Below are 23,500 nucleotides of genomic sequence, written 5' to 3'. Positions count from 1 at the left end.
ATATGGTTCGGATTCTTTTCACCTTATTTTTTGTTCATTTTTATTGCTTATCGTGGGGACAGGAGTTGTTGGCGCGAGTTGAAATCTCAGCGCCTCAGGTTCAAAATGCAAACTCACGCACTATAGATTTTTTGAAAAAGGTCGTTTCTGATTATTTAAACAATCGATCCTGGACGGATCATAAAGTCAAACCGGAGGAACGTATAGATTGCAGCTTCAACATTGTGATTTCTTCCTTTGACGGAGTTAGTCAGTATAAAGCTACTGTGCAAGTCAATTCAGCACGGCCTGTATACGGGACGAATTACAATTCTCCCGTTCTGAGTTTTAAAGACAAATATTTTAATTTCACCTATACTGAGGGGGAGCAACTGGAGTTTAACGAAAACCAAAATATGGGAACGTTATCTTCTTTATTGGCGTTTTATGCGCAGATTATTATAGGAATGGATATGGATACCTTCAAAAGTATGGGCGGGACTAGTGTGTTTGGGCGGGCTCGGAATATCGTGAACTATTCGCAGTCTACGCAGACCGAAGGGTGGCGGGCTATGGATGCAACAGATAATAGATACTGGCTGGTGAATAATTTATTGGACAGAAAGTATTTTCCTTATCGAGAGTTTTCTTACACCTATCATAGAGAAGGGTTGGATCTGATGGCAGAAAAGGAGATAGAAGCGAAAAAGAAGATGGCTGAACTTCTTGTGAAATTGAAGGATGTAGATCGTTCTAATACGGGAAATGTGCTGACTAATGCATTGTTTACAGCAAAGTCGAATGAGTTTGTCGGTTTGTTTTCGAAGATGCCAGGCAATGAGAGTGTTAAGGTCTTCAATCTATTGGCCGACCTGGACCCGACCAATGTGTCAAAATATGAAAAGTTGAAGAACTAAAATCTGATTGAATTTTATGCTAGTACGATTACTGATAAAAAACTATGCGCTGATCGATAGTTTAGATATTTCTTTCGACAAAGGACTGAATATCATAACAGGCGAGACAGGAGCTGGTAAATCTATATTGATGGGAGCCTTGGGGTTGATTTTAGGGAGTAGAGTAGAAGGGCGTCCTTTTTTTAGTGAAGAGCGAAAATGTGTTATAGAAGGATATTTTAATATTTCCGCCTATGGCTTAGAACCCTTCTTTGAAGAAGAAGACTTAGACTACGAAGCCGAAACCATTATTCGCAGGGAAATCCTATTAGATGGCAAGTCACGCGCATTTGTTAATGATTCGCCCGTAACACTGGCTACATTGAAGGGACTAGGGGAGAAATTGATTGATATCCACTCTCAGCATGCCACTTTGCAGATCAATACGGAAGATTTTCAATTATTTGTTCTGGATAGCCTGGCTGAAAATGAAGAGCGGTTGGTCTCGTTTAAAGAAGAGTTGAAGGAGTTACGGAATTTGGACAGACAGCTCAAGACGGTACGGGAAGAGCTGGACAGTGCGAATGCGGAGGCCGATTATAATCAGTTTTTATTTGACGAATTGGAGCGTGTGAATGTACAGCTTGATGAGGTCAAGGGATTGGAAGATGAGCAGCAGCAGTTGGAACATGCTGAAGAAATAAAACGAGGGCTAAATGCCGCAAGCTATTCTTTGTCAGAGGGTGAGGCTAATGTGATTTCACTTTTGAAGGAAAGTGTAGGGCAGGTGCAACATGTGACTCGCTACCTTAGTGGTGTTGAGGGGCTGACAGAGCGAATGCAGAGTGCCTTGATTGAACTCAAGGATATTGCCGAGGAGTTGGTGACACAGGAGAATGCGGTTAATTTGGATGAACAACGTCTTGACGAAGTGAATAATCGCTTAAGCGAGATTTATGTTCTACAGAAAAAGCACCGTGTAGATTCGGAGAATGAACTGGTCCAGATCCGCCAACAATTAGAGACTAAGCTTCAGATGGTTTTAAACCAAGATCAGCTTGTAGAAGAACTTGCCCATAAGCAGAAAGAGCAAATGCAAAAGGTACTACAGTTAGGGCGCGATATCCATGAAAGGCGGAAATCTATTATTCCGAGGGTGGAGATGGAGGTACAGCAAACACTGAGTGCGGTAGGGATGCCTAATGCGCAATTGAAGATTGATTTACAATTGTTAGATGGTGATCGGATGAGTGTAAAGGGACTAGATGTTATACAATTTCTTTTTTCCGCAAATAAAGGACAGGCTATGCAAGCTATTCATAAGGTAGCGTCTGGAGGAGAGCTGTCGCGGGTTATGTTGGCGATTAAATCTTTGGTTGCGAAATCATCCGCCCTACCGACGATTATATTTGACGAGATAGATACAGGTATATCTGGTGAGGTAGCATTGCGCGTAGGAGAGGTAATGGATAGGTTGGCAGATCATATGCAGGTATTAGCCATCTCGCATTTACCGCAAATCGCTTCAAAAGGAAAAGCACACTTTAAAGTTTATAAAGAAGATCGCGGGGATAAGACCCAGTCTAATATACAATTGTTGAATAATGATGAGCGTGTTATGGAAATCGCACAAATGCTGAGCGGGACGAATCCTGGAGAGGCAGCGATTCAGCATGCGCGAGAATTATTGAACGCATAAGCAGCTTGTTTACTTTCGCCAACATGAAAGAAGGCGTTACATGTTAGGTAATAGGCACATTTTTTTAACTCATATATGATTATGAAATATCCGTGTAGTAGAGGCTACACAAATGCGGATTAATATAGTTTTGGATCCGCCAGCTGGCGGATGACCATTAAAAGACAAATTATTTACATATGAAATGAATAGTTACCACACCTACTCAGATTATGAATTAGCTCGTTCTTTAAAAAATGGAAGTCAAGAAGCTTTTACTGCTATCTATCTCCGTTTTTCTCGGCAATTATTGGCTATAGGTTATAATTATGCTAAGGATATGGAATTGGCCGAAGAAATTGTGCAACAGGTTTTCAGTGTTTTGTGGGAGCGTAGAGATCAGGTACAGATAGATACTTTAGGACCTTATCTAGCGACTGCTGTTAAGTTTTCCGTTTTTAAAACATTACATCGTAAGAAACGCCAGGAAGAAATGGCAAGACAGCATTATCAGCCAAAAATTATCGAATTAGCAGAAGAAAAAATTGATGCAAAGTTTTTAGAAGAGTATATCAATGGAATTGTTGAACAGTTACCTGAGAAGTGTAAACTTGTTTTTGTATGTAGTCGTCGGGAAGGGATGACAAATGCGGAGATCGCGGAAGAATTGGGTATTGCTGAAAAGACGGTTGAAGGTCATTTAACAAAGGCATTGAAAAAAGTACGAAAGGGATTAGAGGGATTAGGCCTTTCTTTAGTTCTTATCGAAATGCTATTAAAAGATTTTTAAAAAAAGTTCATTTATAGAGCAAGGGTTACCTAGTCCTTTGTGGTACATGTTCATATATTAATGCCAATTTTAATAATGAACGAATCTGAATTACCTGATTTAATAGAAAAATATATTGATGGTACTGCTACTTATGATGAGCGTGAGCGTCTACTTGTTTGGTATCGTTCCTTTGATCATTCGGAGATATTCATGGCGGATGAAGACAAGGTAGACGAGTCCTTGCAACTTATTTTAACCAAATTAAATGCTACACTAGATTTTCCTCCGCGAAAAAAAAGTATCATTCAAAAAATTCATCCTTGGTATTGGGCTGCGGCAATTTTACTCATAGGCTTTTCTATATCACTTTTTTATATAGAAAGGGGCAATTTGCTAACCGAATCAGCTAAGCAAGTCCATAAAGATAGTATCTTACAAATCCAGCCTGGAACAGATAAGGCGATATTAACCTTGGCAGATGGTTTGGTGATTCCTCTTGATGAGGCAGGAAAGAAAGTCCTGCAGAATAATCAAGATCAAAATTTTAGGGTAGAAAGTGACGGTGTGTTGACCATGAAAAGTAATCAAGCAAGGACAACCAGTTCTAGTCAAAGAATCGTCGAAAATCAACTGAGTACACCTAGAGGGGGGCAATATCGAATCATATTGGACGATGGTACTACAGTATGGCTAAATGCAGGTAGTATTTTGACTTTTCCGAACCACTTTGTCGGCAACACGCGTGAAGTAAGTTTAGTTGGCGAGGCTTATTTTGAAGTCGCTGAGAATAAAAGCAAACCATTTATAGTTCATGCAGATAAAATACTTGTTCGCGTATTGGGAACGCACTTTAATCTGAGAGCCTATCCAGAAGACAAACAAATTCGTACAGCATTAGTGGAAGGGTCGGTGCAATTAAATACAATTAATCATACATTGAAAATTAAACCGGGCGAACTCGGATTATTTGATAAGTCTAAAGAGGACCTATCTTCAAAACGAATCGATCTACAGACAGATATTGCATGGAAGGATGGTTATTTTATGTTTCGTAATGAATCGATCACCACTATTATGCGACAATTAGCGCGGTGGTACGACGTAGAAATTACCTATACAGGGGACTTAGACAATAAAATATTTACAGGTAGAATTCTTCGAAAAAGTTCGATTAATGAAGTTTTGAAAAAATTAGAATTAACGGGGGGGATACATTTTAAAATTGAAGGAAGGAGGATTATTGTCATGCCATAGATCGGATCTATAGAGTATTTGATGATATCTTAAAAATGCAAGAGCGCTTCCGACGCTCAAGCATTCTAGCTTAGGATCATTGAATAAAACATGTGGAATATTTTACTAACAAGATTAAACCCTAAACAATCAAAAATATGAAATTTTATTTAACGGGGAAGAACTATTTCTTCCTTAAGATGCTGTGCATTATGAAATTTATACTAATCTTATTGCTAGGTACCTTTATGCATGTAAGCGCGCATACCTATGCGCAGAAAATCACCTTGCATGCCCAGAATAAGACACTAGAAGAAGTACTGCAAAAAATAAGTTCGCAAAGTGAGTATGACTTTGTGTATAGTGCTAATATGTTGAAAAGTTCGGTACCCGTAAATGTGGATTTAAGAGCGGTCGATTTAGAGAAAGCTTTAGATATGTGTTTTAAAAATCAACCCGTCACATATACCTTGTGGGATAATACGGTGATTGTCAAGCTGCGTGAAATAAACGATATTGAAAAGAAGTCTCAGCATGCTGTTACGGGGATCGTTCGCGATGAAAAAGGGACGCCGATGTCAGGTGTAGGAGTCCGGGTAAAAGGAACGAACGTGGGCACAGTAACAGCAGCAGGTGGTTTATTTTCACTTCAGATACCTACGCAAGATGCGGTTTTGATTTTTAGTTTTTTAGGATACAACAGCAAAGAAGTTACGGTAAATAAGCAATCACAACTACAAGTCACATTGACCGAAAAGCCAGAAATACTGGATGATGTAGTCGTAACAGCGCTCGGAATCAAGCGCCAAAAGAAGGAGTTGGGCTATGCTGTTTCAGATATTGACGGAAAAGATATTACCGGTTTTGGAGAGACCAATGCTATTGCTTCTTTAGCAGGTAAAGTGGCCGGTGTCAGTGTTTCAACGACGACAAACGGTCCGTCGAGTTCGAGCCGTGTGGTGATTCGAGGCATTCGTGAGCTACAGGGAAGTAATCAACCACTCTATGTCATTGATGGTATTCCTGCTGTGAATGGCAACATCGGTTCGGCCGATAAAGATGGTGGTTTTGATTTGGGGGATGGCTTAGGCGATATTAATCCGAACGATATTGAAAATATTTCTGTACTAAAGGGAGCTTCTGCCGCAGTATTGTATGGCTCTCGGGCATTAAATGGTGTGATTTTAATAACGACGAAAAATGGTGCACACAAAAAGGGCTTGGGTATAGATTTCAACAGTACCTTAACGACGGAAACCATTTCTACAAAATTCGATGAAGAGCAAAAGATTTACGGACAGGGCTCCAATGGTTTGCTGCCACGAGATGCGACCACTTCAAATAATATAGCCTCGAGCTGGGGACCACGTTTTACAGATGCTGAAACTATCTTTCAAAAAGATGGGTCAGTACGACCGTATAAATATATAAAGAATAACATTCAAGATTTTTTTCAAACAGGTGTTACTGCGATGAATACGATATCGCTTACAGGGGGGAATAAAGATCATAATTTATATGCATCCTACTCGAATGTGACGAATAAAGATATTGTTCCGACTGGAAAATTTGACCGTAATAATATTTCGTTCAAAGGAAGTAGTAAAATATTTGATCAACTTACCTTAGATGTTAAAGGTTCTTTGATGTTTGAGAACGTTAAAAATAGACCTGCATTGACAGATGATATCAACAATATTGGAAATGCTTTACTCAATATAGCTGCCAATTTTGATCAATCATGGTTGCAAAATTATCAAAATGAAGATGGATCATACATCGACTACACCGGTAATCCTTACCGAGCAAATCCATATTGGACACTGAATAAAACATTGAATGATAGTAAAAAGGTACGCACAGGAGGATCAGCAAACTTAACGTACAAGTTCAATGAGAACTGGTCGGCGAATGCATCGGCAGGAACTGATTTCTACAAGTTTGATTTTTTTAATTTCTACGACTTATATACACCCAATAGAGCAGGAGGTTCATTACGTATGAATCAACTTAATGTTAGAGAGGACAATTTTCAAGCTTTATTAAATTTCAGTAAGGATATCTCATCCAGGTTTAAAATGGATGCCATGATTGGTGGAAATATCATGAAATTTAATAGAGAGCAAACCTTAACAAATGGGGCCGAGATTAATGCACCAGGTAAAGCTTTGATTACTAATTTTAAAGAAGTACAGATTGTTCCTTCTAATCCGAGAAAGGAAATTCAGTCTTTGTTCGGAAATGTAATGTTTGGCTATAATCAATATGTGTTTTTAAACTTACAAGGTCGAAACGATTGGTCTTCTACGCTTCCAAAAGGAAACAACAGTTACTTCTATCCGGCAGCGGATCTATCGGTTGTGCTTTCAGATGCATTCGATTTCAGTTCGTCGGCTGTCAATTATGCCAAATTGAGAACCTCCTACGGGCAAGTTGGAAGTGATACCGATCCCTACAAAACAAGTTTTATGTATAGCCTGACGGGGCAATCCATGAATGGATTGCCAATGGGGGAAATTTTAGGTGATATTATTCCAAATGCGAACTTAAAGCCACAACGCAAAAATTCTTTTGAAGTAGGTGCTGACTTAAGTTTCTTTCAAAATAGAATTGGTTTAGACTTCACGTACTACAATGAGATTACAAAAGATGTTCTGCTAGATATCCCGGTTAATGAAACTACTGGTTTCCGTTTTGCGTCTTTAAATGCAGCAAAATTAAAAAATACCGGTGTTGAAATTTTATTGAAATCAACCGTATTGAGTTTAGAAAATAGTTTTAAATGGAATTTGAGTTTAAACTTTGCAAAGAACTATAATACCGTGCTCGATATAACGAATGGATTGGATGCCTATACTGTTGCAGAAGCACGTTGGGCAGGAGCGACAATTATTGCTGAAAAAGGAAAGCCTTTTGGATCAATTATAGGACGCACTTTTGTGTTAGATGAACAAGGCAGAAGAGTGCACGATAACCAAGGTATGCCTGTCTTTACCACTGATCCAGAGACATTAGCATCTACGCTTCCTGATTGGACAGGTGGTATTACGAATTCCTTTCAATATAAGGGGTTTGAATTGCGTGCCGTGATTGATATTAGAAAAGGTGGAAGCATGTACTCCGTTACGAATCGGACCATGCATGAAAATGGTACCCATTTGAATACCCAAGAAGGACGTGATAGTTGGAATGAATACAATCAGGAACGTAGAGCTTTACAAATAGCAGGAGGTGATCCTGATGACATAAATCGAAATAATAGAGGTTTTATCGGTGAAGGTGTCAACGAAAAAGGTGAAGTTAATAATATCGGGGTAGACCCATATATCTATTGGCGTACTATCGTTGATAACACGGCTGCTCCATTTATATATGATGGGGGCTATGTAAAACTACGTGACGTTGGTTTTAGTTATACCCTTCCAAAAGGTTTGATCAAGAATTTTCCACTACAGAATCTGTCATTGGGGGTTATTGGACGAAATCTATGGATAATTTCTAAGCATGTACCCAATATTGATCCGGAGTCGAATTACAATAACGGAAATGGGCAAGGCTTAGAATATGGCTCGTTGCCAGGACGTAGAAGTATAGGTTTTAATTTGAAGGCTAGTTTTTAAGATCGCTGTCATGATAGCATTAATAAAAAGAAATAGAATGAAAAGAGTAACATGTTTTTCGATGATAGCTTTGGCATTAGGCTTAGGCAGTTGTACAAAAGATCTCACCTCTCTTAACGATAATCCTGCAGGTTTTAGTACGTTAGAACCTGGATACCAATTTACCAAAGTTCAAGCCGGATTGGCAGGAGATCGGGATGAGGCTTGGCGTACCAACTTATTGCTTACCTCACCCATGATTCAACATTTAGGAGGAGCTTGGGGAATTCAAGCGGGGGGGCAATATAATATTTTTGAACGGATCTATTGGGAGACTTTATGGAATACCGTATATCCCCGTGATTTAAAAAATATACAAGATGTGGTCGACAAGACTAAATCAGATCCAGAGCAAGTTAACATGCACGCCGCGGCTAAAGCTATGCGTGTCTTTATCTATGCTAAGATGACCGATTTGTATGGAGACATTCCTTATTCAGAAGCGATCAAAGGGTATACGGAAGGGAAATTGATGGCAAAGTATGATAAGCAGGAAGATATCTACATGGATTTTTTCAAAGAATTAGATGAAGCCAATGCATTATTTGATTTGTCAAAAGCGAAGGTAAAAGGAGATGTTTTCTATGACGGGGATGTTGCGAAATGGAAGCGATTTACCAATTCACTTCGATTGCGCTTAGGTATGCGGGTGAGCAATGTAAATCCAGCTGAATCGAAAAAGCAAGTTGAAGCCGCATTGAAGGGAGGCGTGATGACTAGCAATGATGATATCGCCATGACTAAGCATATGTCCATAAACTATGCAGAAGGTGAATTACGAGGAAATGGTGCTTCGCAGGTTTTTAAAGGTGGTGATAACTCTATTGGATTCAAATTAGTAACTACCTTGGTAGATTATATGAAAAATAGTAAGGATCCACGATTGACCATTTATGGAGGTACTTATTTAAATGATGGGGTGATCGGTGTTTCAAGTTCAGTCATCGACATCACCAAGATATTTCGTCCTATCGGCGTTCGACCAGGTGCAATGAGTTGGACTGATTGGAATACAGGTACAACAGATCCCGATGCTAATGGGGTGAGACATCCCGTTACAAATGCCCATGCTTACGTTCAACCCAGTGTTTATGTTTCGGCACTGAATGCACCTTCGTTTCACTTGACTTATGCTGAAGTTGAGTTTCTAAAGGCGGAGGCTGCCCTACGGGGTTGGGGGGGATTAGCTAATCCAGTTGATTTCTTTAATAGAGGAATAGAAGCAAGTTGTGCCATGATGTCTCTGTATCCCAATGCACCAAGTATTGCTGCGGCGAATGTGGATGAATTGAAAAATGCTTATAAGCCATTCCCCACTAGTTTTGAAGGAGCGATGGACGCTATTCACGGACAGATGTGGGTAAACTTCTTTTTGAATGGTCCGGAGGCTTATTCGAATTATAGACGAACAGGATATCCATCGGTGGTAGTACCGTCAAAGCCTCCAGCAAATTATACCACTTCAACTAATGGTGTTATTCCGAAGAGATTTATCTATCCAATGAATCAGGTATTGCAAAATAAGGAGCAGTTGCAAATAGCACTTGATCGTATGGGGGGGACAGATGATTGGTTATCACCTGTTTGGTGGGATAAATAGGCCAATGAAACCATATTATTTTTACTTATATATACTGTTGTTTTTCCTTTGTGCGCTTGTATCTTCGAGTTGCACAAAGGGTACACAGCAGGACGATACTTTGATTGCCCAAGTCAAGGTCTTAAACGATGAGAATTCTGCGCTCTCGGCACGAATAATTATTGAGTTAACACGATCTGATATTGTCTCTTTGCGATATCGAATAAAGGGAAGTGAAGAGAATTGGAAAACTGTGAGTACTGAGAAGTCTCTTTTTAAACATCGAATTCCTTTATTGGATTTATTGGAAAATACCGATTATGAATTTGATGTTTTGATAAATGGGAAAAGTGTTTCTGGTTTAAGAAATTTTACCACGGCTAAAATTCCGCAATGGGTAAAAGACTTTTACAATTCCAATGATGAAGGAATAGTCAATCAACCGGAAGGTTATTTTTTGTTTTCGAATATGACAAGTCCTAGCTGTACCTATGTATTAGATCATCATGGTCAATTAGTTTGGTATCGCATAGGTCCAAATGTTGTAAAATCGGTTCATATGACTGATGACCATGCTATACTAATGATCGAAGATGAGAACAAGACAAGTTATGCAGATGGTAATATTGTTATCAAATGCACCTTAGCAGGAGATACCTTGTTTTATGGAAAGTTAGGCAATAAAGGCTTCGATCAAATGGTTCATCATGATTTAAAACAAAATAATGCGGGTAATTACGTGTTAATTACAAATACTTTTAAGGATGGAAGGATTTGGGATGGTTTAGTACAATGGAGTAGTTCAGGAAGCAAAATTTGGGAATGGAATACGAGTGAATTCAAGACCTATTTTCCGTCTTCTTTTGAAGAGCAGCCTTGGATAAATTCGGTATTTATAGATCAGGACGATAATTACTTAATATCGCTTCGTGCTCTCCATCAAGTATGGAAAGTTGACTCCAAAAATGGAGCGGTGATTTGGCGATTGGGGGAAAATGGAGATTTAGCAATGGATCATTTATCTGAATTTGTATTTCAACATTATGCCCATCGCAATCATAAAGGTGATATTATGGTATTTGATAATGGTCATGCAAAAAGGCCTTATTCACGTGTATTAGCTTTTGAGATAGATGAGAGATTAAAAGTCGCCAAAACGAAATTAGTTGTAAATGTTCCATATCCTTATTACTCGGCCATAATGGGAAGTGTTATTTTGATGAATGACAACAGTTTATTAGTAACAAGTTCTACGACGGGTACGTTTATGAAGTTGGACTTGACTGGTAAGCTGCTATGGAAAAAGAAAGTCAATGGAATGCTTTATCGCGTGGAGTACCTGGATGCTTTCAACGATATGCAAAGGTAGGTCTATTGATCTATCTGGTTATCCTGGGGGCTACTTGATTGACGAAAAAATACAGCAATATACAGTTTTAACTAGCGTCAGCGTATTTTGGAGATCGTTAAAATGGTGAGTAGGAGGAACCCTGGAGAGGTGGCATTACAGCACGTAAGAGAGTTGTTAAACTCCTAAGCATCTGCTTAGGACAATTTTTACCCTATTTTTTTGAGTTATAAGCTCAGTGTTAATTTACATAGGAACACCAAATGCTTGTGGTGGATAGTCTATTTTCGATAACTTATGTGGAAAGAACGGTAGCGATTCTATTTCATGCATTAGCGTTGGGAAGATAGACGCTAGGGTGTAGACATGGTACGCTAGCACACAGACTATGCAAGCTAGGGAGCAGAGGAGATACGCTAGCTCGCGGATACAAATCGCTAACGCGGAGAGGCTGATAGCAAGCATATAGCATAGACGGGCTAGGATCTGGACAATGCATGCTAGCGTTTGCTTATTGGGAGTTAGCTTCCCGATGTTAATCGGGAGCGATTAGAAGCTAGGTGCTAGCATCTAAATCGTATACGCTAGCGCCTAATCGCTGCGTGCTAGGTTGTCAACTCGGATAGCTAGCGCCTAGACTCCGCACGCTAGCGTGCGGGAGTCGGTTTTTTGCGATTTTCTGACGTTCTAAAAGTTGGTTTTTGATGTCTATAAGGCTGTTTTTGGGCTATTTTTTGCTTCTAAAATGGCGTAAGAAAGGTTTGGAAAACGGCAAAATGTTTTTTTGTACCCCCTTGATTTTGGCCGAAAAACAAACCTTTTGTGTCTTATTTTTAGTTATTGTTTTATCAAAAAGTAGCGATAGGAAGTCTATTTAGAAAAGGTAGAGGACTGGGAGTATTCAACATAAAAATGCGCCCAGAAAGTGTTTAACTTTTTGGGCGCATTGTAAAATGATAGCCTCCTTAAAGTCTTATTCTACCCAATCAGCATCTGTTAATGAAACTTTGAAGATTACCTTATCAGGGGGATTGATTGTCACACCGTTGTCCATTATTGGATCTTCTATATAAACACGGATACTGCCGAGTTGATAGTCAAATGAATAGGATATACCGTCTATAGTTCCAGGAATAGCCTGAAACGTTTTTTCTCCATCCTGACTCATAGCAAGTGTTACGATCCCTTGGTCCATATAGTATTTGGTCAATTCTTTGACGTTTAGATCAACATAAATACTGTTTTTCGATCCAGTCCAGTCTTTAGAAAATCTTTCGTATACCATAGTCTGGCTAGGAACAAAATTATTTGTAATGTATTCTTTTGTACAAGAATTAAGCGTAACGAGGGATGCCCCTGCTATCGCAAATGCTAGTAATAATCGTTTCATATTTTCAAATTAGTTTCAATGTTAAACAATCGATTTCTTTTTTCTATTTATAAAGATAAGACACGACAAGTCTTTAATCGTTTAATCTAAGCAAAAATATTGCCATAAAAGAATAAGGCTCTAGATTTACTCTATGACTAGGTAGTTCTAGCGCCTTATATAGTATGTTGATTATTCCGCAATAAGCTTTATTTTCCGCTCTACAGACACATTATCGCCGGTTAATGCATTACCGTCTTTATCAATTAGCGTAAGTTTTATAAGATTTTCGCCTAAAGGAAGATTGAGTATTTCATAAGGGGCCCATTGATCGAGTATGAATTCCTGTCCATTGATGTTTGCCTTGACTTTATTTCCGTCGGCAGCCAATGTTGTGTTTTCTATAAAGAAATCCAATAGGATGGTCTTGGTATCTGCTCCTTTGTATTCGCCTTTCGGTCTGCTGTAGAAGAGAGAGGGCGTTGTTACTTTTGGTAATTCTTCAATTTGAGCGTTGGCATTTACTTTGAATTTTAGCAATTTTGACGCATCCACTGTTTTGATCGATTCATGAAATGACCTAGATAGAAAGGACATTAAGTAATGCTCCGAGTTGAGTGCTACGGTAACGCTATGCTCTGGTTTGTACAGTGCGGCATAAGGAGTGTTATCCAGTATGAAGTGTATGTGCTGACCTTCATGAGAATTGGCCATATTGTGGGTGTGTGTGGTCTGTTCGGTCAGATTGAAGTTGTGTACGTTATATTTTACAGTGACTTTTGCAGAGTCACTACCGACTTTTTCACCCGTTATGCTGGCTATGCTCAAAGTGGCACCCGGAAAATCCTTTGCATGGGCTATAGGGTTTACGGCTATAGCACCTACTGTATCTTTGAGTAGCGTACTATCTTTGACTTCACCGTCCGTGTTTTTTGTGGGGCCATTACAGGCACTAAAGGAAGCTAGTAATGTCAGTGCTGTAATGCTACATATCCAATTTTTCATAATATTAACGTTTATGTGTGAATTTAATGTAACGTATACAACAGCTGGATTGCCGTATTTGTTTTTGAGGAATAAAAAAACAGGCTTCCTACGCAAAGGAAGCCCGTTTCATGCTTTTTAAATTTGGTTATGCTTCGAAAGCAATCAGTAAAGAATCTTTGATTGCAGCGAGAGCTGTCGCTAGGTCAGCTTCTGTATGTGCCGCGGATATGAATCCTACTTCATAGCCCGATGGACCAAAGTATATTCCTCTATTGAGCAACTCACGGTGCATTTTTTTATAATACAACATGGAATTCGGATTGATCTGGTCAGCACGCTGTATACGTTCTGAAGTTGCAAAGGCAAACCAAAAAATCGAACCTACTGTAAATATCTTTACATCAAGTTGCTTTTCGTTAATGAACGATTGAATTTCATTAATGAAAGCTTGTGTTGTCTGTTCTAACTTTTCATAGAATCCAGGTTGCGACAATATCCGTAAAGCTGCTATCCCTGCTGCCATAGCCACAGGATTACCCGATAGTGTACCCGCCTGGTAAACATTCCCATCAGGGGATATGTTTGACATGATTTCGGAAGATGCTCCATAAGCTCCCACAGGCATACCACCACCGATGATCTTACCGTAAGTAAGTATGTCGGGTTGTATGTCGTAATATTTTGCAGCACCTTCAAAACCTAAGCGAAAGCCGGTTATCACCTCGTCGAAAATTAATAAAGCACCATTGTCTTTCGTTATTTTTCGCAAGAATTGGATATACTCTTTGTCCTGGATAAGCAGTCCATTGTTGGCTGGGATCCCCTCGATGATTACGGTTGCAATCTGGTCTTTGAAATCAGAGAAGACTTTCTCCAATGCTTCTTTATCATTTAGAGCGATTACGATTGTTTCGTCGGCAAATGCTTTGGGGACTCCAGCAGAAGAAGTTTCTCCAAAGGTGACCAAGCCTGATCCCGCTTTTACAAGAAGTGAATCGGAGTGACCGTGATAACAGCCTTCGAATTTGACAATTTTACTTCTATTCGTGTAGCCGCGGGCTAGCCTAATTGCAGACATAACCGCTTCGGTGCCTGAACTAACAAAGCGTATCTTCTCAATATATTTATTGTGTGTTAATATCAGATCGGCAAGTTCATTTTCGAGACGGGTAGGAGCTCCAAAGCTCAATCCCTTACCCAATTGGGCTTGTACCGCTTCGCGGATTTCCGGATTATTATGTCCTAGGATCAAAGGACCCCAAGAGCAACAGAAGTCTATGAACTCGTTGTTGTCCGCATCCCAGAGACGCGAACCGTCTCCGCGTTCAATAAATAATGGACTGCCATATACAGATTTAAACGCACGTACAGGAGAGTTGACCCCCCCCGGGAAATAATTTTTAGCCTTCTCAAAAAGTTGAGCAGATTTCTCTCTTGATATATCTTTTGTCGCCATAACGTTAATAAGAGTTTGTTTTTTTCAGATCTATTTTACCCAGCCCTTTTCTATGACCTCTTTTGCATGATAGGTCAATATAGAAGTCGCCCCAGCACGGCGGAAACTTAATAGTGTTTCCATAATCACAGCTTCTGAAAGCCATCCATTTGCTATTGCAGCTTTAAGCATAGCATATTCTCCCGATACATTGTAGGCCGCTATCGGCAGGTCAAAATTGTCATGCAATAGCTTGATGATATCTAAGTAAGGAAGACCTGGTTTTACCATAAGGAAATCTGCCCCTTCTTCCATATCCAGCTGTGCTTCGATCAGCGCTTCTCTGCTATTTGCAGGATTCATCTGATAGGTTTTTTTATCTCCATTTTTAGGTGCCGATCCTAAGGCATCACGGAATGGACCATAGTATGCCGAAGCATATTTTGCGGTATAGGACATCAGTGATACATCAGTATAGCCGTTTGAATCCAGGATTTCTCTGATATAGCCAATTCGTCCATCCATCATATCGGAAGGAGCGATAATATCAGCTCCAGATTGAGCATGGGCTAGTGCCATTTTACCTAAAACCTCCAGTGTCTCATCGTTTAAGATTTCGCCATCTTTTACGATACCGTCATGACCATCGGAGCTATATGGATCCATAGCGACATCGGTCACAACGCATGCCTCTGGGAAGTTCTTTTTTACGGCCTCAATAGCGCGCAAATAAAGCGTACCTTCTCTATAGCTCTCTGTTGCGTATTTATCTTTCAGTGCTTCTTCTACAGCAGGGAATAAGTCAAATGCGTTCAAACCGATTTTGAGACAGCTTTCTACCTCTCTAAGCAAGTTGTCTATAGAGTAGCGATAGATACCCGGCATGGATTTTACCTCTACCTTTTGGTTCTCCCCATCTACAATAAATAGAGGGAAGATTAGATTAGCTGCTGATACGTGTGTTTCCTGTATCATGTTACGAATGACAGGAGACTTTCTGTTTCTTCTAGGGCGTTTTAACATTTCTTAGTCTTTTAGTACAAAGTTCGATTTACATATCCAGTCCAAATATGGCTTCGGCCAGTCCCATTTCATCCGGTGAGAAGGGTAGGGTATAAGGAAGTCCCATTTCTTCTATGGCCTGTGCTGTGGAATAGCCGATACATATTATCTTTTGACCTGGGTCTGCAAGGTTTTCTTTGAAGTAGGCTTGTACATTGCTTGGGCTAGTGAAAACTAATACCTCAGCATTGGATTTGTCAACCTCTTCTTCGAGTACTGTTTCGTAAATAGGCATATCTATAATATGCGTATTTGGGGTCAAAGCTTTTTGTATACTTTGTAATGAGTCTTTGGCTCTAGGTATGAGGACGGTCTGTCCGTCGACCAATTCTGCAAAAGCTTGTGCGATAGCTTCTGTACTGATACCAAGATCGTCTCCAGAAAAGTCTGCTACTCGACCGAACTTTCGTAAGGTAGATTCCGAACCTCTTCCCAATACCGCAATTTTAGTCTTTTTCAGAATGAGCGGGTCAAGGGCGAAGAAATGCTCGATAGCATTTTTACTGTTGAAAAAGATCCAATCGGCTCTTTTCAATATAAAGGAGTCGAGGACATTGATCGTTGGGTATATTTTTATCAACGAGCGTGCGTCGATCTGTATGTTATGCTTTTTTAAGTAACGGCCCAAATAGGAGTTTTCATCCAGATCCCTTGTAATAAACAATGAGGAAGGAAGTTTTCTGGATTTGTTGTACTTGTTGAATATGGCTTCAGCCATTCCCTCTGTAGTGTCGGCCTGTAGGTATAGGCGATCTGGAAAATCCTCGTTGTCTTCTGCAATAGAAGTCCAAGATTCAAATTTACCATCACGTTCGCGGCAGTAGCAGCCTAGTGGAGCGTGACAACCGGCGTCAAACATGTTGAGTACTTTCCGTTCTACAGCGATCGTCTGTGCGACTTTGGTATCATTGATTTTTTGAAGTGTATTAAATAGCTCTTGGTCAGATTCTCTGATTTGGATAGCTAATACTCCTTGTGCAGGGGCTGGTATTATTTCTACGGGTGCGATCTCTTCAATATGGAAATCCGAAAGTTCCATGTTGATACGGTTTACGCCTGCTTTTGCTAAGACAATAGCGTCGTATTTTTCGTCGCGTAGTTTTTGAATTCGCGTTTGAAGGTTACCACGAAGGTCCTCAAATTCTAAGTCTGGACGAAGAGATAGTAATTGTGCTTTGCGTCTGTTTGAAGAAGTACCAACTGTAGCTGCATGTTTTATGGATAGACGTTTTGTGATATCGACACAGTCTTTGTGGATGATGATCACTTCGGCAGGGTTTTCTCTTTCTGAAACCGCTGCAATGATTAGACCTGGAGGATTTACAGTAGGCAAGTCTTTGTGGGAGTGTACAGCTAGGTCAATCTGAGAAGAAAGTAGTTCTTCTTCGAGCTCTTTGGTGAAGAAGCCTTTTCCTTCTAGTTTATCAAGTCTAAGGTGTTGGATAATATCGCCTTGAGTCTTGATGATTTTTAATTCGGCCTCTATGCCAATTTCCGCTAATCTGTCTTTTACAAAGTTAGCCTGCCACAGTGCAAGCTCACTGCCTCGAGTTCCAATAATTAGTTTTCTATTCAACATGGATTGTTTATGTTACGAAAAATACCACAGCAAATTTAGCCAAATACCCTAATAATCTGATCATATAATGTCAGAATAAAGTATCTTTTAGGAAGATTATCGTAAATTAATTGTTTTCGAATTCGGTGTTTTTGACCAAGATCTCTTTTGCCATTACCATTGGAACTTTTATGTATTTTTTTTCCATGTAGTTAATGACCTTTTCTAGTACTTCACGCGCTTGCGGATCAAGTTTACTAACATCTTGTGCAAAAATCTCATTCAACGCAATTTCCCGAATTTCTTTTATTTTGTCAGGTACCTGACGCATAGCCACTTCAACGCGACGCTGTTTAATAAGTGGAAGAAATTCTTTGATGTTTTCGTTGATTATTTTTTCGGCAGCTGTCAGTTCTCCATAGCGTTCTTGGAGGTTTTTCTCTGCGATAGCTTGTAAACCGCTTACTTCGATGTAGTGAATTGCATTGTCGGGGATGACTTCCGCGTTTATGTCGTTTGGTATTGCTAAATCGACGACGATCTTTTTATCGGTATCTCCCTGTAATAAGTTTTGATATAGATTGTTGTCGATGATAGCTTCTGATGCACCGGTACAGGTGATCATAATATCAAAACCTCCTTTGTAGCCTGCCAGCTGGCTTAGTGGATAAGCTTCACAGTTTAGCTCTCTGGCAAGTGATTTTGCGTTTTCAATTGTTCTATTAAAAACGACAAAATTTGAAAGTTTATGCTTTTTTAAATATTTCGCTAGGTTTTGGTTCGTCTCTCCCGATCCAATTACTAGTATTCTAGGGTTTCCTAATAGTTTTACTTCTTTCAGCTTGCGGTATGCCAGCGATACGACAGAAATCGGATTCCGAGAAATATTGGTATGGGTGTAGACTTCTTTTGCTGTTTTTACAAGGCGATCCATCATGAGGCGAAGAAAGTCTCCTGTAAATCCTGCCTCTTTGCACTTTTCGTAGGCTCTTCTAACCTGAGCTAAAATTTCTTTTTCACCTACGACCAAGCTTTCTAAGGAACAAGACATTCTGAAAAGGTGGTTTAATGCCTCTAGTCCAGAATAACGGTTTACTTGTCCTAGATAGCATTGAAGCCTTTCTGATGGTACGCAGAAGTTCATCTTATCCATGAAGTGCGCGATAAAATCATCAGTCAGTTCATGGGCTCCGTAGAAAACAAATTCCACACGGTTACATGTTGCAATATAGAATATCTCAGGGATGTCTAAGTTGTTTTTTAGATTGATTAATCTGGAATCTAACTCTTCGTTACAAATCACCAGATTGCCCAAATCTTTTAGGTCAACATGCTTGTGGGTAAATGCTATAACTTTTAAATTCTTCAACGCCTTGGTAATCTAGCCTCTATTATACTGATGCAAATGTAGACTAAAACCTCGGGTGTTATGTCAAAAATCTGTCAAACGAGCTAATTTAGAAGGGTTATAAATAATGTTAATTTTTTGTTAAATCGCTTTTTTACAGCATGTTGTTAGCGGTTCTCTTTTGGGTGTTTCTTGGTTATACCTTCTTTGTTTTTTGTCTAAGCTCCTGCGACGTTTATAGAGTTTGCACGATCAAAGTGAAATCTAAGGGTAATTTCTCTTTAGGAGCAGGGGGATGCTTGCGGAGATCAAGGAACTAATTATTGGTTTTGATCCCAGTTCAGCGCTTTTTTTGAGAAAGAGTGCGTGATAGAAAGGGACTAAAAAATGTTGCTAATTGCGTCTAAAGTTTTTTGACATTCGAAAATTGAAATCTACCTTTACGTTATGTATGTGCTTAATAAAATATACGCATTGCTAGGGATAGTTATTGCGGCGTTTTCCACGGTGTTTTGTCCTTTTCTTAAGGTGCCATTGATCGGAAACTGGAACTTGTATCAGACCGATCTTATCTTGTTTGGTGGGACCATTGGACTACTATCGTTATTGGTTCTTTTTTTTACACTTAGGAAGGTGAGTTGGTTCCGGTTGACATCTTATCTACTCTTGGTTTGGTGTGCGGTTGCTTTCTTGGGTGTCTATTTTAAGATAAACAATTATTTTGGGATGAAATTTGTTGATGGTATGCTAGCTAAGACATTGCATTTGAAATGGGGGTGGATCGTTTTATTTATCGGGGTATTCATCACGGTGCTGAGTGTTAAAAAGGTCAAAGAGATTAATTGATTTAGAATCTAAATAATATGAGAGCTAAGCAGATAAATAATACCCCTATTAATCAGATTATGCTGATTCTGATTATCCTCTTGATCTGCATTTTGATTTTTAAGAATCTGCTGTATTATCTGCCAGGTTTCTTGGGAGCAATTACCCTGTATATCTTATTCCGAAGTTCTTATTTTTCACTTACTGAAGGACGCAAGTGGAATAAGTCGATGACCAGCGTCATGTATATTTTTATTTCGATTGTCTTTATCGTATTGCCGATATGGGCTATTGTAGATTACTTGGCACCACAGCTGTCTACATTCTTGACGAATACGGATCGGATGGTTGACCAGTTTAATCTGATAAAGGAGTATATGAAAGACAAACCACTGCTTAAAGATATCGATATGTCGGATGAAGCGTTATTGGCTTTTGTGCAGCGCCTCACGAGATATATTCCCAATATCGTAAACTCTGTTGTCGAGGTGGTTATTAATGTGGTCGTAACGCTGTTTGTCCTTTACTTTATGCAGGTGCATGGTAAAGCGATGGAGAGAGCGATAGAAAGAGCGATACCTTTCTCTGTTCGTAGCAAGAATGAGATTTGGAATGAGGTGAATTTGATGGTGCGGTCAAATGCGCTAGGTATTCCTATTCTAGGTATCTGCCAAGGATTGGTGGCTATGTTGGGGTACTGGATTTTTGGTGTAGAGAATTTTGTGCTATTGGGCGTGCTTACAGGGGTGGCTTCAATCGTTCCGGTTTTAGGAACAATGACCATCTATGTTCCGGTTACGATAATGGTACTGGCATCCGGAGAGACAGCCAGTGGTATTGGTTTGGGGATCTATTGCTTTTTCCTAGTGGGGGGGATCGACAATATATTGCGATTTACGATATTAAAGACTTTAGGAAATGTGCCACCAATGATTACGGTGTTTGGTGTACTATTGGGACTTAATATGTTTGGTATGCTGGGGCTTATCTTTGGACCGCTCATTCTCTCTTCAGTGGGTGTTTTAATTAAGGTATACAGCAATGAATTTGGAAGGCAATCGATTGATGTATTTACACAGGAGAAAGAAGAAGAGTAAATAGTTACAAAAGTGACCACTTACTTTTTTTTAAAATATATTTTCGATTATTATAAATATCTGCTTATGTTTGTAACACAAAGGGAGATGAAAAGAAATACTTTGTGAGTCTTTACTCACATTTGTAACCAACAAAAGTAAACAACTGAATATTGATAGACGACAAAGTCTTAAAACTTGAAAGAAATTTTTCTACCCAATTATAAACTAATTTTGATGAAGACTTGTCCACTTGCCCGCGACAAGTCTTTTTTTTTGCCTAAAATGTATGTGTTATTGATTTGATACTATGATTAAAGGGGCCCATGAGCTCTCTTCATTCGGTTTAAAGGACATCAAGAACTTTTTTCATGATGATTTCTTTTTGTATTGACATTCGAGAGCTCCCCGATAACATGGGGATCGGTTCATCTCTGTTATTGAATCAATAGCAGGGACGAAAGTTTTATTTCAGGTGTTCGTGAATACAAAGCATTTTGTCTAATTTTGTGAGAGGTGAGGTGTTGACATTGTCGACGCCTGTATTATTATTTTAAATATTCATATAGCATGGGAACGGAAAGTAAGAGACAACAAAGATTCGCGGGAGTCATCCAACAGGATTTGGCCGAACTGTTTTTACGGGACGGAAAAAATTGGGCTCCGGGAGCTTTTATAACAGTAACAAAGGTTCGTGTTACTCCAGATCTTGCGATAGCTCGTGTATATCTAAGTTTTTTGAATACCAATACCGCCAAAGATGATATCGCAAGCATTAAGGCTAAAGTCAGTGAAATCAGGTATAAGCTAGGTGCACGAATTAAGAATCAGGCTAGAATTGTTCCAGATTTGGAGTTTTTTCTTGACGATACCAATGAGTATGTCGAGCATATGGATCGCCTTTTTGACGAAATCAGTAAGGAACCGAGACAACCAGATTAGTAGCTCTAAGTCTATTGTCCCATGGTATTTCAGTTAGATGAAGATTTAATTTTGTTTCCCGATGTACAGTTGGCGGAGGAAGATGGGCTTCTGGCAGTAGGTGGCGATCTTCGTACCGAGCGATTACTCGAGGCCTACAAGAACGGGATATTTCCATGGTACAGCGATGATACGCCTATTCTGTGGTACGCTCCTCACGCACGTTTTATTCTCTATCCTCAAGAGGTGAAGGTGAGTAAGTCTATGACTAAGGTACTTGCCAAGAATATATTTGAGCTATCCTTTAATACTTGTTTTGAAGATGTCATGCAGCAGTGTTCTACTGTAGCGCGAAGAGGTCAGGATGGAACATGGATCGTGGATGATATGTTGACTGCTTATGCTCGATTACATCAGGAAGGCTATGCTCATAGTATTGAAGTGCGTCAAGGCGGAAATCTTGTAGGCGGATTATATGGTGTTTTGATCGGTAAGGTATTCTGTGGAGAGAGCATGTTTTCTAAGGTTCCTGATGCCTCAAAGGCAGCCCTGATTTACCTATGTCAAAACTTTGATCTGGAGTTGATCGATTGCCAGATTTATTCTTCGCATTTAGCATCAATGGGGGCGACTACTGTAGATGCATCTTTTTTTTATAGCAAACTACAACAACAAGAAGTTGAAAACAATGGACTACAAAAGTTATTTCGATATCCCTAAGGGATTGACTTATCTCAATACCCCAGGAAATGGGCTAATGCCTATAAGGCATCACGAATGGAGACGGGAATGGGAGCTTGCTTTTTTTGATCCTCAGGGTGGCTTAAGGGATCAGCAGGTGGCTTTTATAAAGGGAGTAAAGACGGAGATATCGGGTTTATTTAATTGTCCAGTAGCTAATGTGTATGCTGTCCCGAACTTTTCGTTCGGGTTCAACGTGTTGCTGGAAGGCTTACCTAGAGAATCCACGTTTTTATTGGTCGAGGATGATTATCCTTCATTAAACTATCCGGTGATTAGTCGGGGCTATCGTTATGATATTGTAGCGATTGGCGATGGACGATTAGAAGCCAACATTCTCGATGCACTCAAGCAGCAAAAGACCGATGTACTTATATTAAGTATCGTACAGTATATAAGTGGGCTTAAGATAGATCTTGATTTTATTAAAGAGCTTAAACGTGATTTTCCAGATCTCATTCTGATAGGTGATGCTACACAGTATTTAGGGACCGAACCGTTTGATTTTATGGAATCGGGCTTTGATGCGGTATGTGGTAGCGGCTACAAGTGGATGGTTGCAGGTTTTGGAAATGGTTACGTAATGATATCCGACCGATTAAAAGATGTGCTATACGCAGATGCTCAGAAGCGGGAGCGGCCTAAAGAGTTGATGTGGGAACACAAGTCAATTCTTGATACCTTTTTTGAACCGGGACACCAGGATGTACTTAGTCAAGGTACATTGCTTCAGTCTGTTCTTTTCTTCAATGAAATAGGCCTCTCGAACGTAAAACGGCATTTAGATGAGGTGGTGACTTATGCTTACGAGCGGTTTATCGATCGAAATTGGATTCTTCCAATCGTTGAAAGCAGGTCTTGTAGGTCTGGGCTCATCAATTTGCAAGTACCGCAGGATTGTTATCCATTGTTGCAAGAGGAGGGGATTAAGTGTTTTCCGAGAGGAAAGGGAATCCGTATAGGGATTCATTTATATAATAATAAAGAAGACATTGACCGTGTCGTCGATGTGTTAAGCAAAGTGTGTTAAAAAG

At 39.6% G+C, this 23,500-nt stretch carries 18 protein-coding genes; 12 read left to right on the top strand and 6 right to left on the bottom strand.

From position 1 onward, the window contains the following. Positions 1-2: 2 nt before the first annotated feature. From porD to JKG64_RS15310, 7 genes are all read left to right on the top strand, one after another. Positions 3-896 (top strand): type IX secretion system protein PorD, encoded by an 894-nt coding sequence (gene porD, locus JKG64_RS15340; protein ID WP_210355203.1) that lies wholly within the window; start codon positions 3-5, stop codon positions 894-896. 16 nt (positions 897-912) lie between these two features. Next, positions 913-2,574: a DNA repair protein RecN gene (recN, locus tag JKG64_RS15335; RefSeq protein ID WP_210355202.1), complete on the top strand. Its 1,662-nt coding sequence runs from the start codon at positions 913-915 to the stop codon at positions 2,572-2,574. 184 nt (positions 2,575-2,758) lie between these two features. After that, positions 2,759-3,343, top strand: a complete 585-nt coding sequence (locus JKG64_RS15330) for an RNA polymerase sigma-70 factor (RefSeq protein WP_210355201.1) — start codon at positions 2,759-2,761, stop codon at positions 3,341-3,343. Between the two features lie 75 nt (positions 3,344-3,418). Beyond that, positions 3,419-4,579 (top strand): FecR family protein, encoded by a 1,161-nt coding sequence (locus JKG64_RS15325; protein ID WP_210355200.1) that lies wholly within the window; start codon positions 3,419-3,421, stop codon positions 4,577-4,579. A gap of 191 nt (positions 4,580-4,770) precedes the next feature. Beyond that, positions 4,771-8,178: a SusC/RagA family TonB-linked outer membrane protein gene (locus tag JKG64_RS15320; RefSeq protein WP_210355199.1), complete on the top strand. Its 3,408-nt coding sequence runs from the start codon at positions 4,771-4,773 to the stop codon at positions 8,176-8,178. Between the two features lie 37 nt (positions 8,179-8,215). Further along, positions 8,216-9,817: a SusD/RagB family nutrient-binding outer membrane lipoprotein gene (locus JKG64_RS15315; RefSeq protein ID WP_210355198.1), complete on the top strand. Its 1,602-nt coding sequence runs from the start codon at positions 8,216-8,218 to the stop codon at positions 9,815-9,817. A 4-nt stretch (positions 9,818-9,821) separates the two neighbouring features. Then, complete coding sequence (locus JKG64_RS15310; RefSeq protein WP_210355197.1) at positions 9,822-11,165, top strand: aryl-sulfate sulfotransferase; 1,344 nt, start codon at positions 9,822-9,824, stop codon at positions 11,163-11,165. A gap of 952 nt (positions 11,166-12,117) precedes the next feature. Here the strand turns inward: JKG64_RS15310 and JKG64_RS15305 are convergent. The 6 genes from JKG64_RS15305 to hemA form a co-directional block, all read right to left on the bottom strand. Further along, complete coding sequence (locus JKG64_RS15305; protein WP_210355196.1) at positions 12,118-12,534, bottom strand: hypothetical protein; 417 nt, start codon at positions 12,532-12,534, stop codon at positions 12,118-12,120. A 171-nt stretch (positions 12,535-12,705) separates the two neighbouring features. Further along, positions 12,706-13,518, bottom strand: a complete 813-nt coding sequence (locus JKG64_RS15300) for a hypothetical protein (protein WP_210355195.1) — start codon at positions 13,516-13,518, stop codon at positions 12,706-12,708. 127 nt (positions 13,519-13,645) lie between these two features. Continuing rightward, positions 13,646-14,956, bottom strand: a complete 1,311-nt coding sequence (gene hemL / locus JKG64_RS15295) for a glutamate-1-semialdehyde 2,1-aminomutase (RefSeq protein WP_210355194.1) — start codon at positions 14,954-14,956, stop codon at positions 13,646-13,648. Positions 14,957-14,986: 30 nt separating this feature from the next. Beyond that, on the bottom strand, positions 14,987-15,958 hold the full coding sequence (gene hemB / locus JKG64_RS15290; RefSeq protein WP_210355193.1) for a porphobilinogen synthase: 972 nt from the start codon (positions 15,956-15,958) through the stop codon (positions 14,987-14,989). A 28-nt stretch (positions 15,959-15,986) separates the two neighbouring features. After that, positions 15,987-17,576: a hydroxymethylbilane synthase gene (hemC, locus tag JKG64_RS15285; RefSeq protein ID WP_246512623.1), complete on the bottom strand. Its 1,590-nt coding sequence runs from the start codon at positions 17,574-17,576 to the stop codon at positions 15,987-15,989. Between the two features lie 106 nt (positions 17,577-17,682). Next, positions 17,683-18,924 carry a glutamyl-tRNA reductase gene (gene hemA, locus JKG64_RS15280; RefSeq protein WP_210355192.1) on the bottom strand — a complete coding sequence of 414 codons (1,242 nt, stop codon included), beginning with the start codon at positions 18,922-18,924 and terminating at the stop codon, positions 17,683-17,685. A gap of 426 nt (positions 18,925-19,350) precedes the next feature. On the opposite strand from hemA, the gene JKG64_RS15275 reads away from it, so the two are divergent. The 5 genes from JKG64_RS15275 to JKG64_RS15255 all read left to right on the top strand — a co-directional run bounded on the left by JKG64_RS15275 (position 19,351) and on the right by JKG64_RS15255 (position 23,496). Next, positions 19,351-19,749: a hypothetical protein gene (locus JKG64_RS15275; RefSeq protein ID WP_210355191.1), complete on the top strand. Its 399-nt coding sequence runs from the start codon at positions 19,351-19,353 to the stop codon at positions 19,747-19,749. A gap of 17 nt (positions 19,750-19,766) precedes the next feature. Next, positions 19,767-20,825 carry an AI-2E family transporter gene (locus JKG64_RS15270; RefSeq protein ID WP_210355190.1) on the top strand — a complete coding sequence of 353 codons (1,059 nt, stop codon included), beginning with the start codon at positions 19,767-19,769 and terminating at the stop codon, positions 20,823-20,825. Between the two features lie 549 nt (positions 20,826-21,374). Next, on the top strand, positions 21,375-21,746 hold the full coding sequence (rbfA, locus tag JKG64_RS15265; RefSeq protein ID WP_210355189.1) for a 30S ribosome-binding factor RbfA: 372 nt from the start codon (positions 21,375-21,377) through the stop codon (positions 21,744-21,746). 21 nt (positions 21,747-21,767) lie between these two features. Next, a complete protein-coding gene (gene aat / locus JKG64_RS15260) occupies positions 21,768-22,445 on the top strand; it encodes a leucyl/phenylalanyl-tRNA--protein transferase (RefSeq protein WP_210355188.1) in 678 nt (225 codons plus the stop codon). Then, entirely contained in the window at positions 22,414-23,496 is a 1,083-nt protein-coding gene (locus JKG64_RS15255; protein ID WP_210355187.1) for an aminotransferase class V-fold PLP-dependent enzyme, read from the top strand. Before aat ends, JKG64_RS15255 begins: the two co-directional genes overlap by 32 nt. Positions 23,497-23,500 lie beyond the last annotated feature (4 nt).

The organism is Sphingobacterium tabacisoli (assembly GCF_017908035.1).
In the GTDB taxonomy this organism is placed as follows: domain Bacteria; phylum Bacteroidota; class Bacteroidia; order Sphingobacteriales; family Sphingobacteriaceae; genus Sphingobacterium; species Sphingobacterium tabacisoli.
This window is presented reverse-complemented; position numbering and strand designations above follow the sequence as displayed.

Coding starts and splice junctions, on each gene's coding strand:
- porD (WP_210355203.1), top strand. CDS start 3: ATGGTTCGGATTCTTTTCACCTTATTTTTTGTTCATTTTTATTGCTTA.
- recN (WP_210355202.1), top strand. CDS start 913: ATGCTAGTACGATTACTGATAAAAAACTATGCGCTGATCGATAGTTTA.
- JKG64_RS15330 (WP_210355201.1), top strand. CDS start 2,759: ATGAATAGTTACCACACCTACTCAGATTATGAATTAGCTCGTTCTTTA.
- JKG64_RS15325 (WP_210355200.1), top strand. CDS start 3,419: ATGAACGAATCTGAATTACCTGATTTAATAGAAAAATATATTGATGGT.
- JKG64_RS15320 (WP_210355199.1), top strand. CDS start 4,771: ATGAAATTTATACTAATCTTATTGCTAGGTACCTTTATGCATGTAAGC.
- JKG64_RS15315 (WP_210355198.1), top strand. CDS start 8,216: ATGAAAAGAGTAACATGTTTTTCGATGATAGCTTTGGCATTAGGCTTA.
- JKG64_RS15310 (WP_210355197.1), top strand. CDS start 9,822: ATGAAACCATATTATTTTTACTTATATATACTGTTGTTTTTCCTTTGT.
- JKG64_RS15305 (WP_210355196.1), bottom strand. CDS start 12,534: ATGAAACGATTATTACTAGCATTTGCGATAGCAGGGGCATCCCTCGTT.
- JKG64_RS15300 (WP_210355195.1), bottom strand. CDS start 13,518: ATGAAAAATTGGATATGTAGCATTACAGCACTGACATTACTAGCTTCC.
- hemL (WP_210355194.1), bottom strand. CDS start 14,956: ATGGCGACAAAAGATATATCAAGAGAGAAATCTGCTCAACTTTTTGAG.
- hemB (WP_210355193.1), bottom strand. CDS start 15,958: ATGTTAAAACGCCCTAGAAGAAACAGAAAGTCTCCTGTCATTCGTAAC.
- hemC (WP_246512623.1), bottom strand. CDS start 17,576: ATGTTGAATAGAAAACTAATTATTGGAACTCGAGGCAGTGAGCTTGCA.
- JKG64_RS15275 (WP_210355191.1), top strand. CDS start 19,351: ATGTATGTGCTTAATAAAATATACGCATTGCTAGGGATAGTTATTGCG.
- JKG64_RS15270 (WP_210355190.1), top strand. CDS start 19,767: ATGAGAGCTAAGCAGATAAATAATACCCCTATTAATCAGATTATGCTG.
- rbfA (WP_210355189.1), top strand. CDS start 21,375: ATGGGAACGGAAAGTAAGAGACAACAAAGATTCGCGGGAGTCATCCAA.
- aat (WP_210355188.1), top strand. CDS start 21,768: ATGGTATTTCAGTTAGATGAAGATTTAATTTTGTTTCCCGATGTACAG.
- JKG64_RS15255 (WP_210355187.1), top strand. CDS start 22,414: ATGGACTACAAAAGTTATTTCGATATCCCTAAGGGATTGACTTATCTC.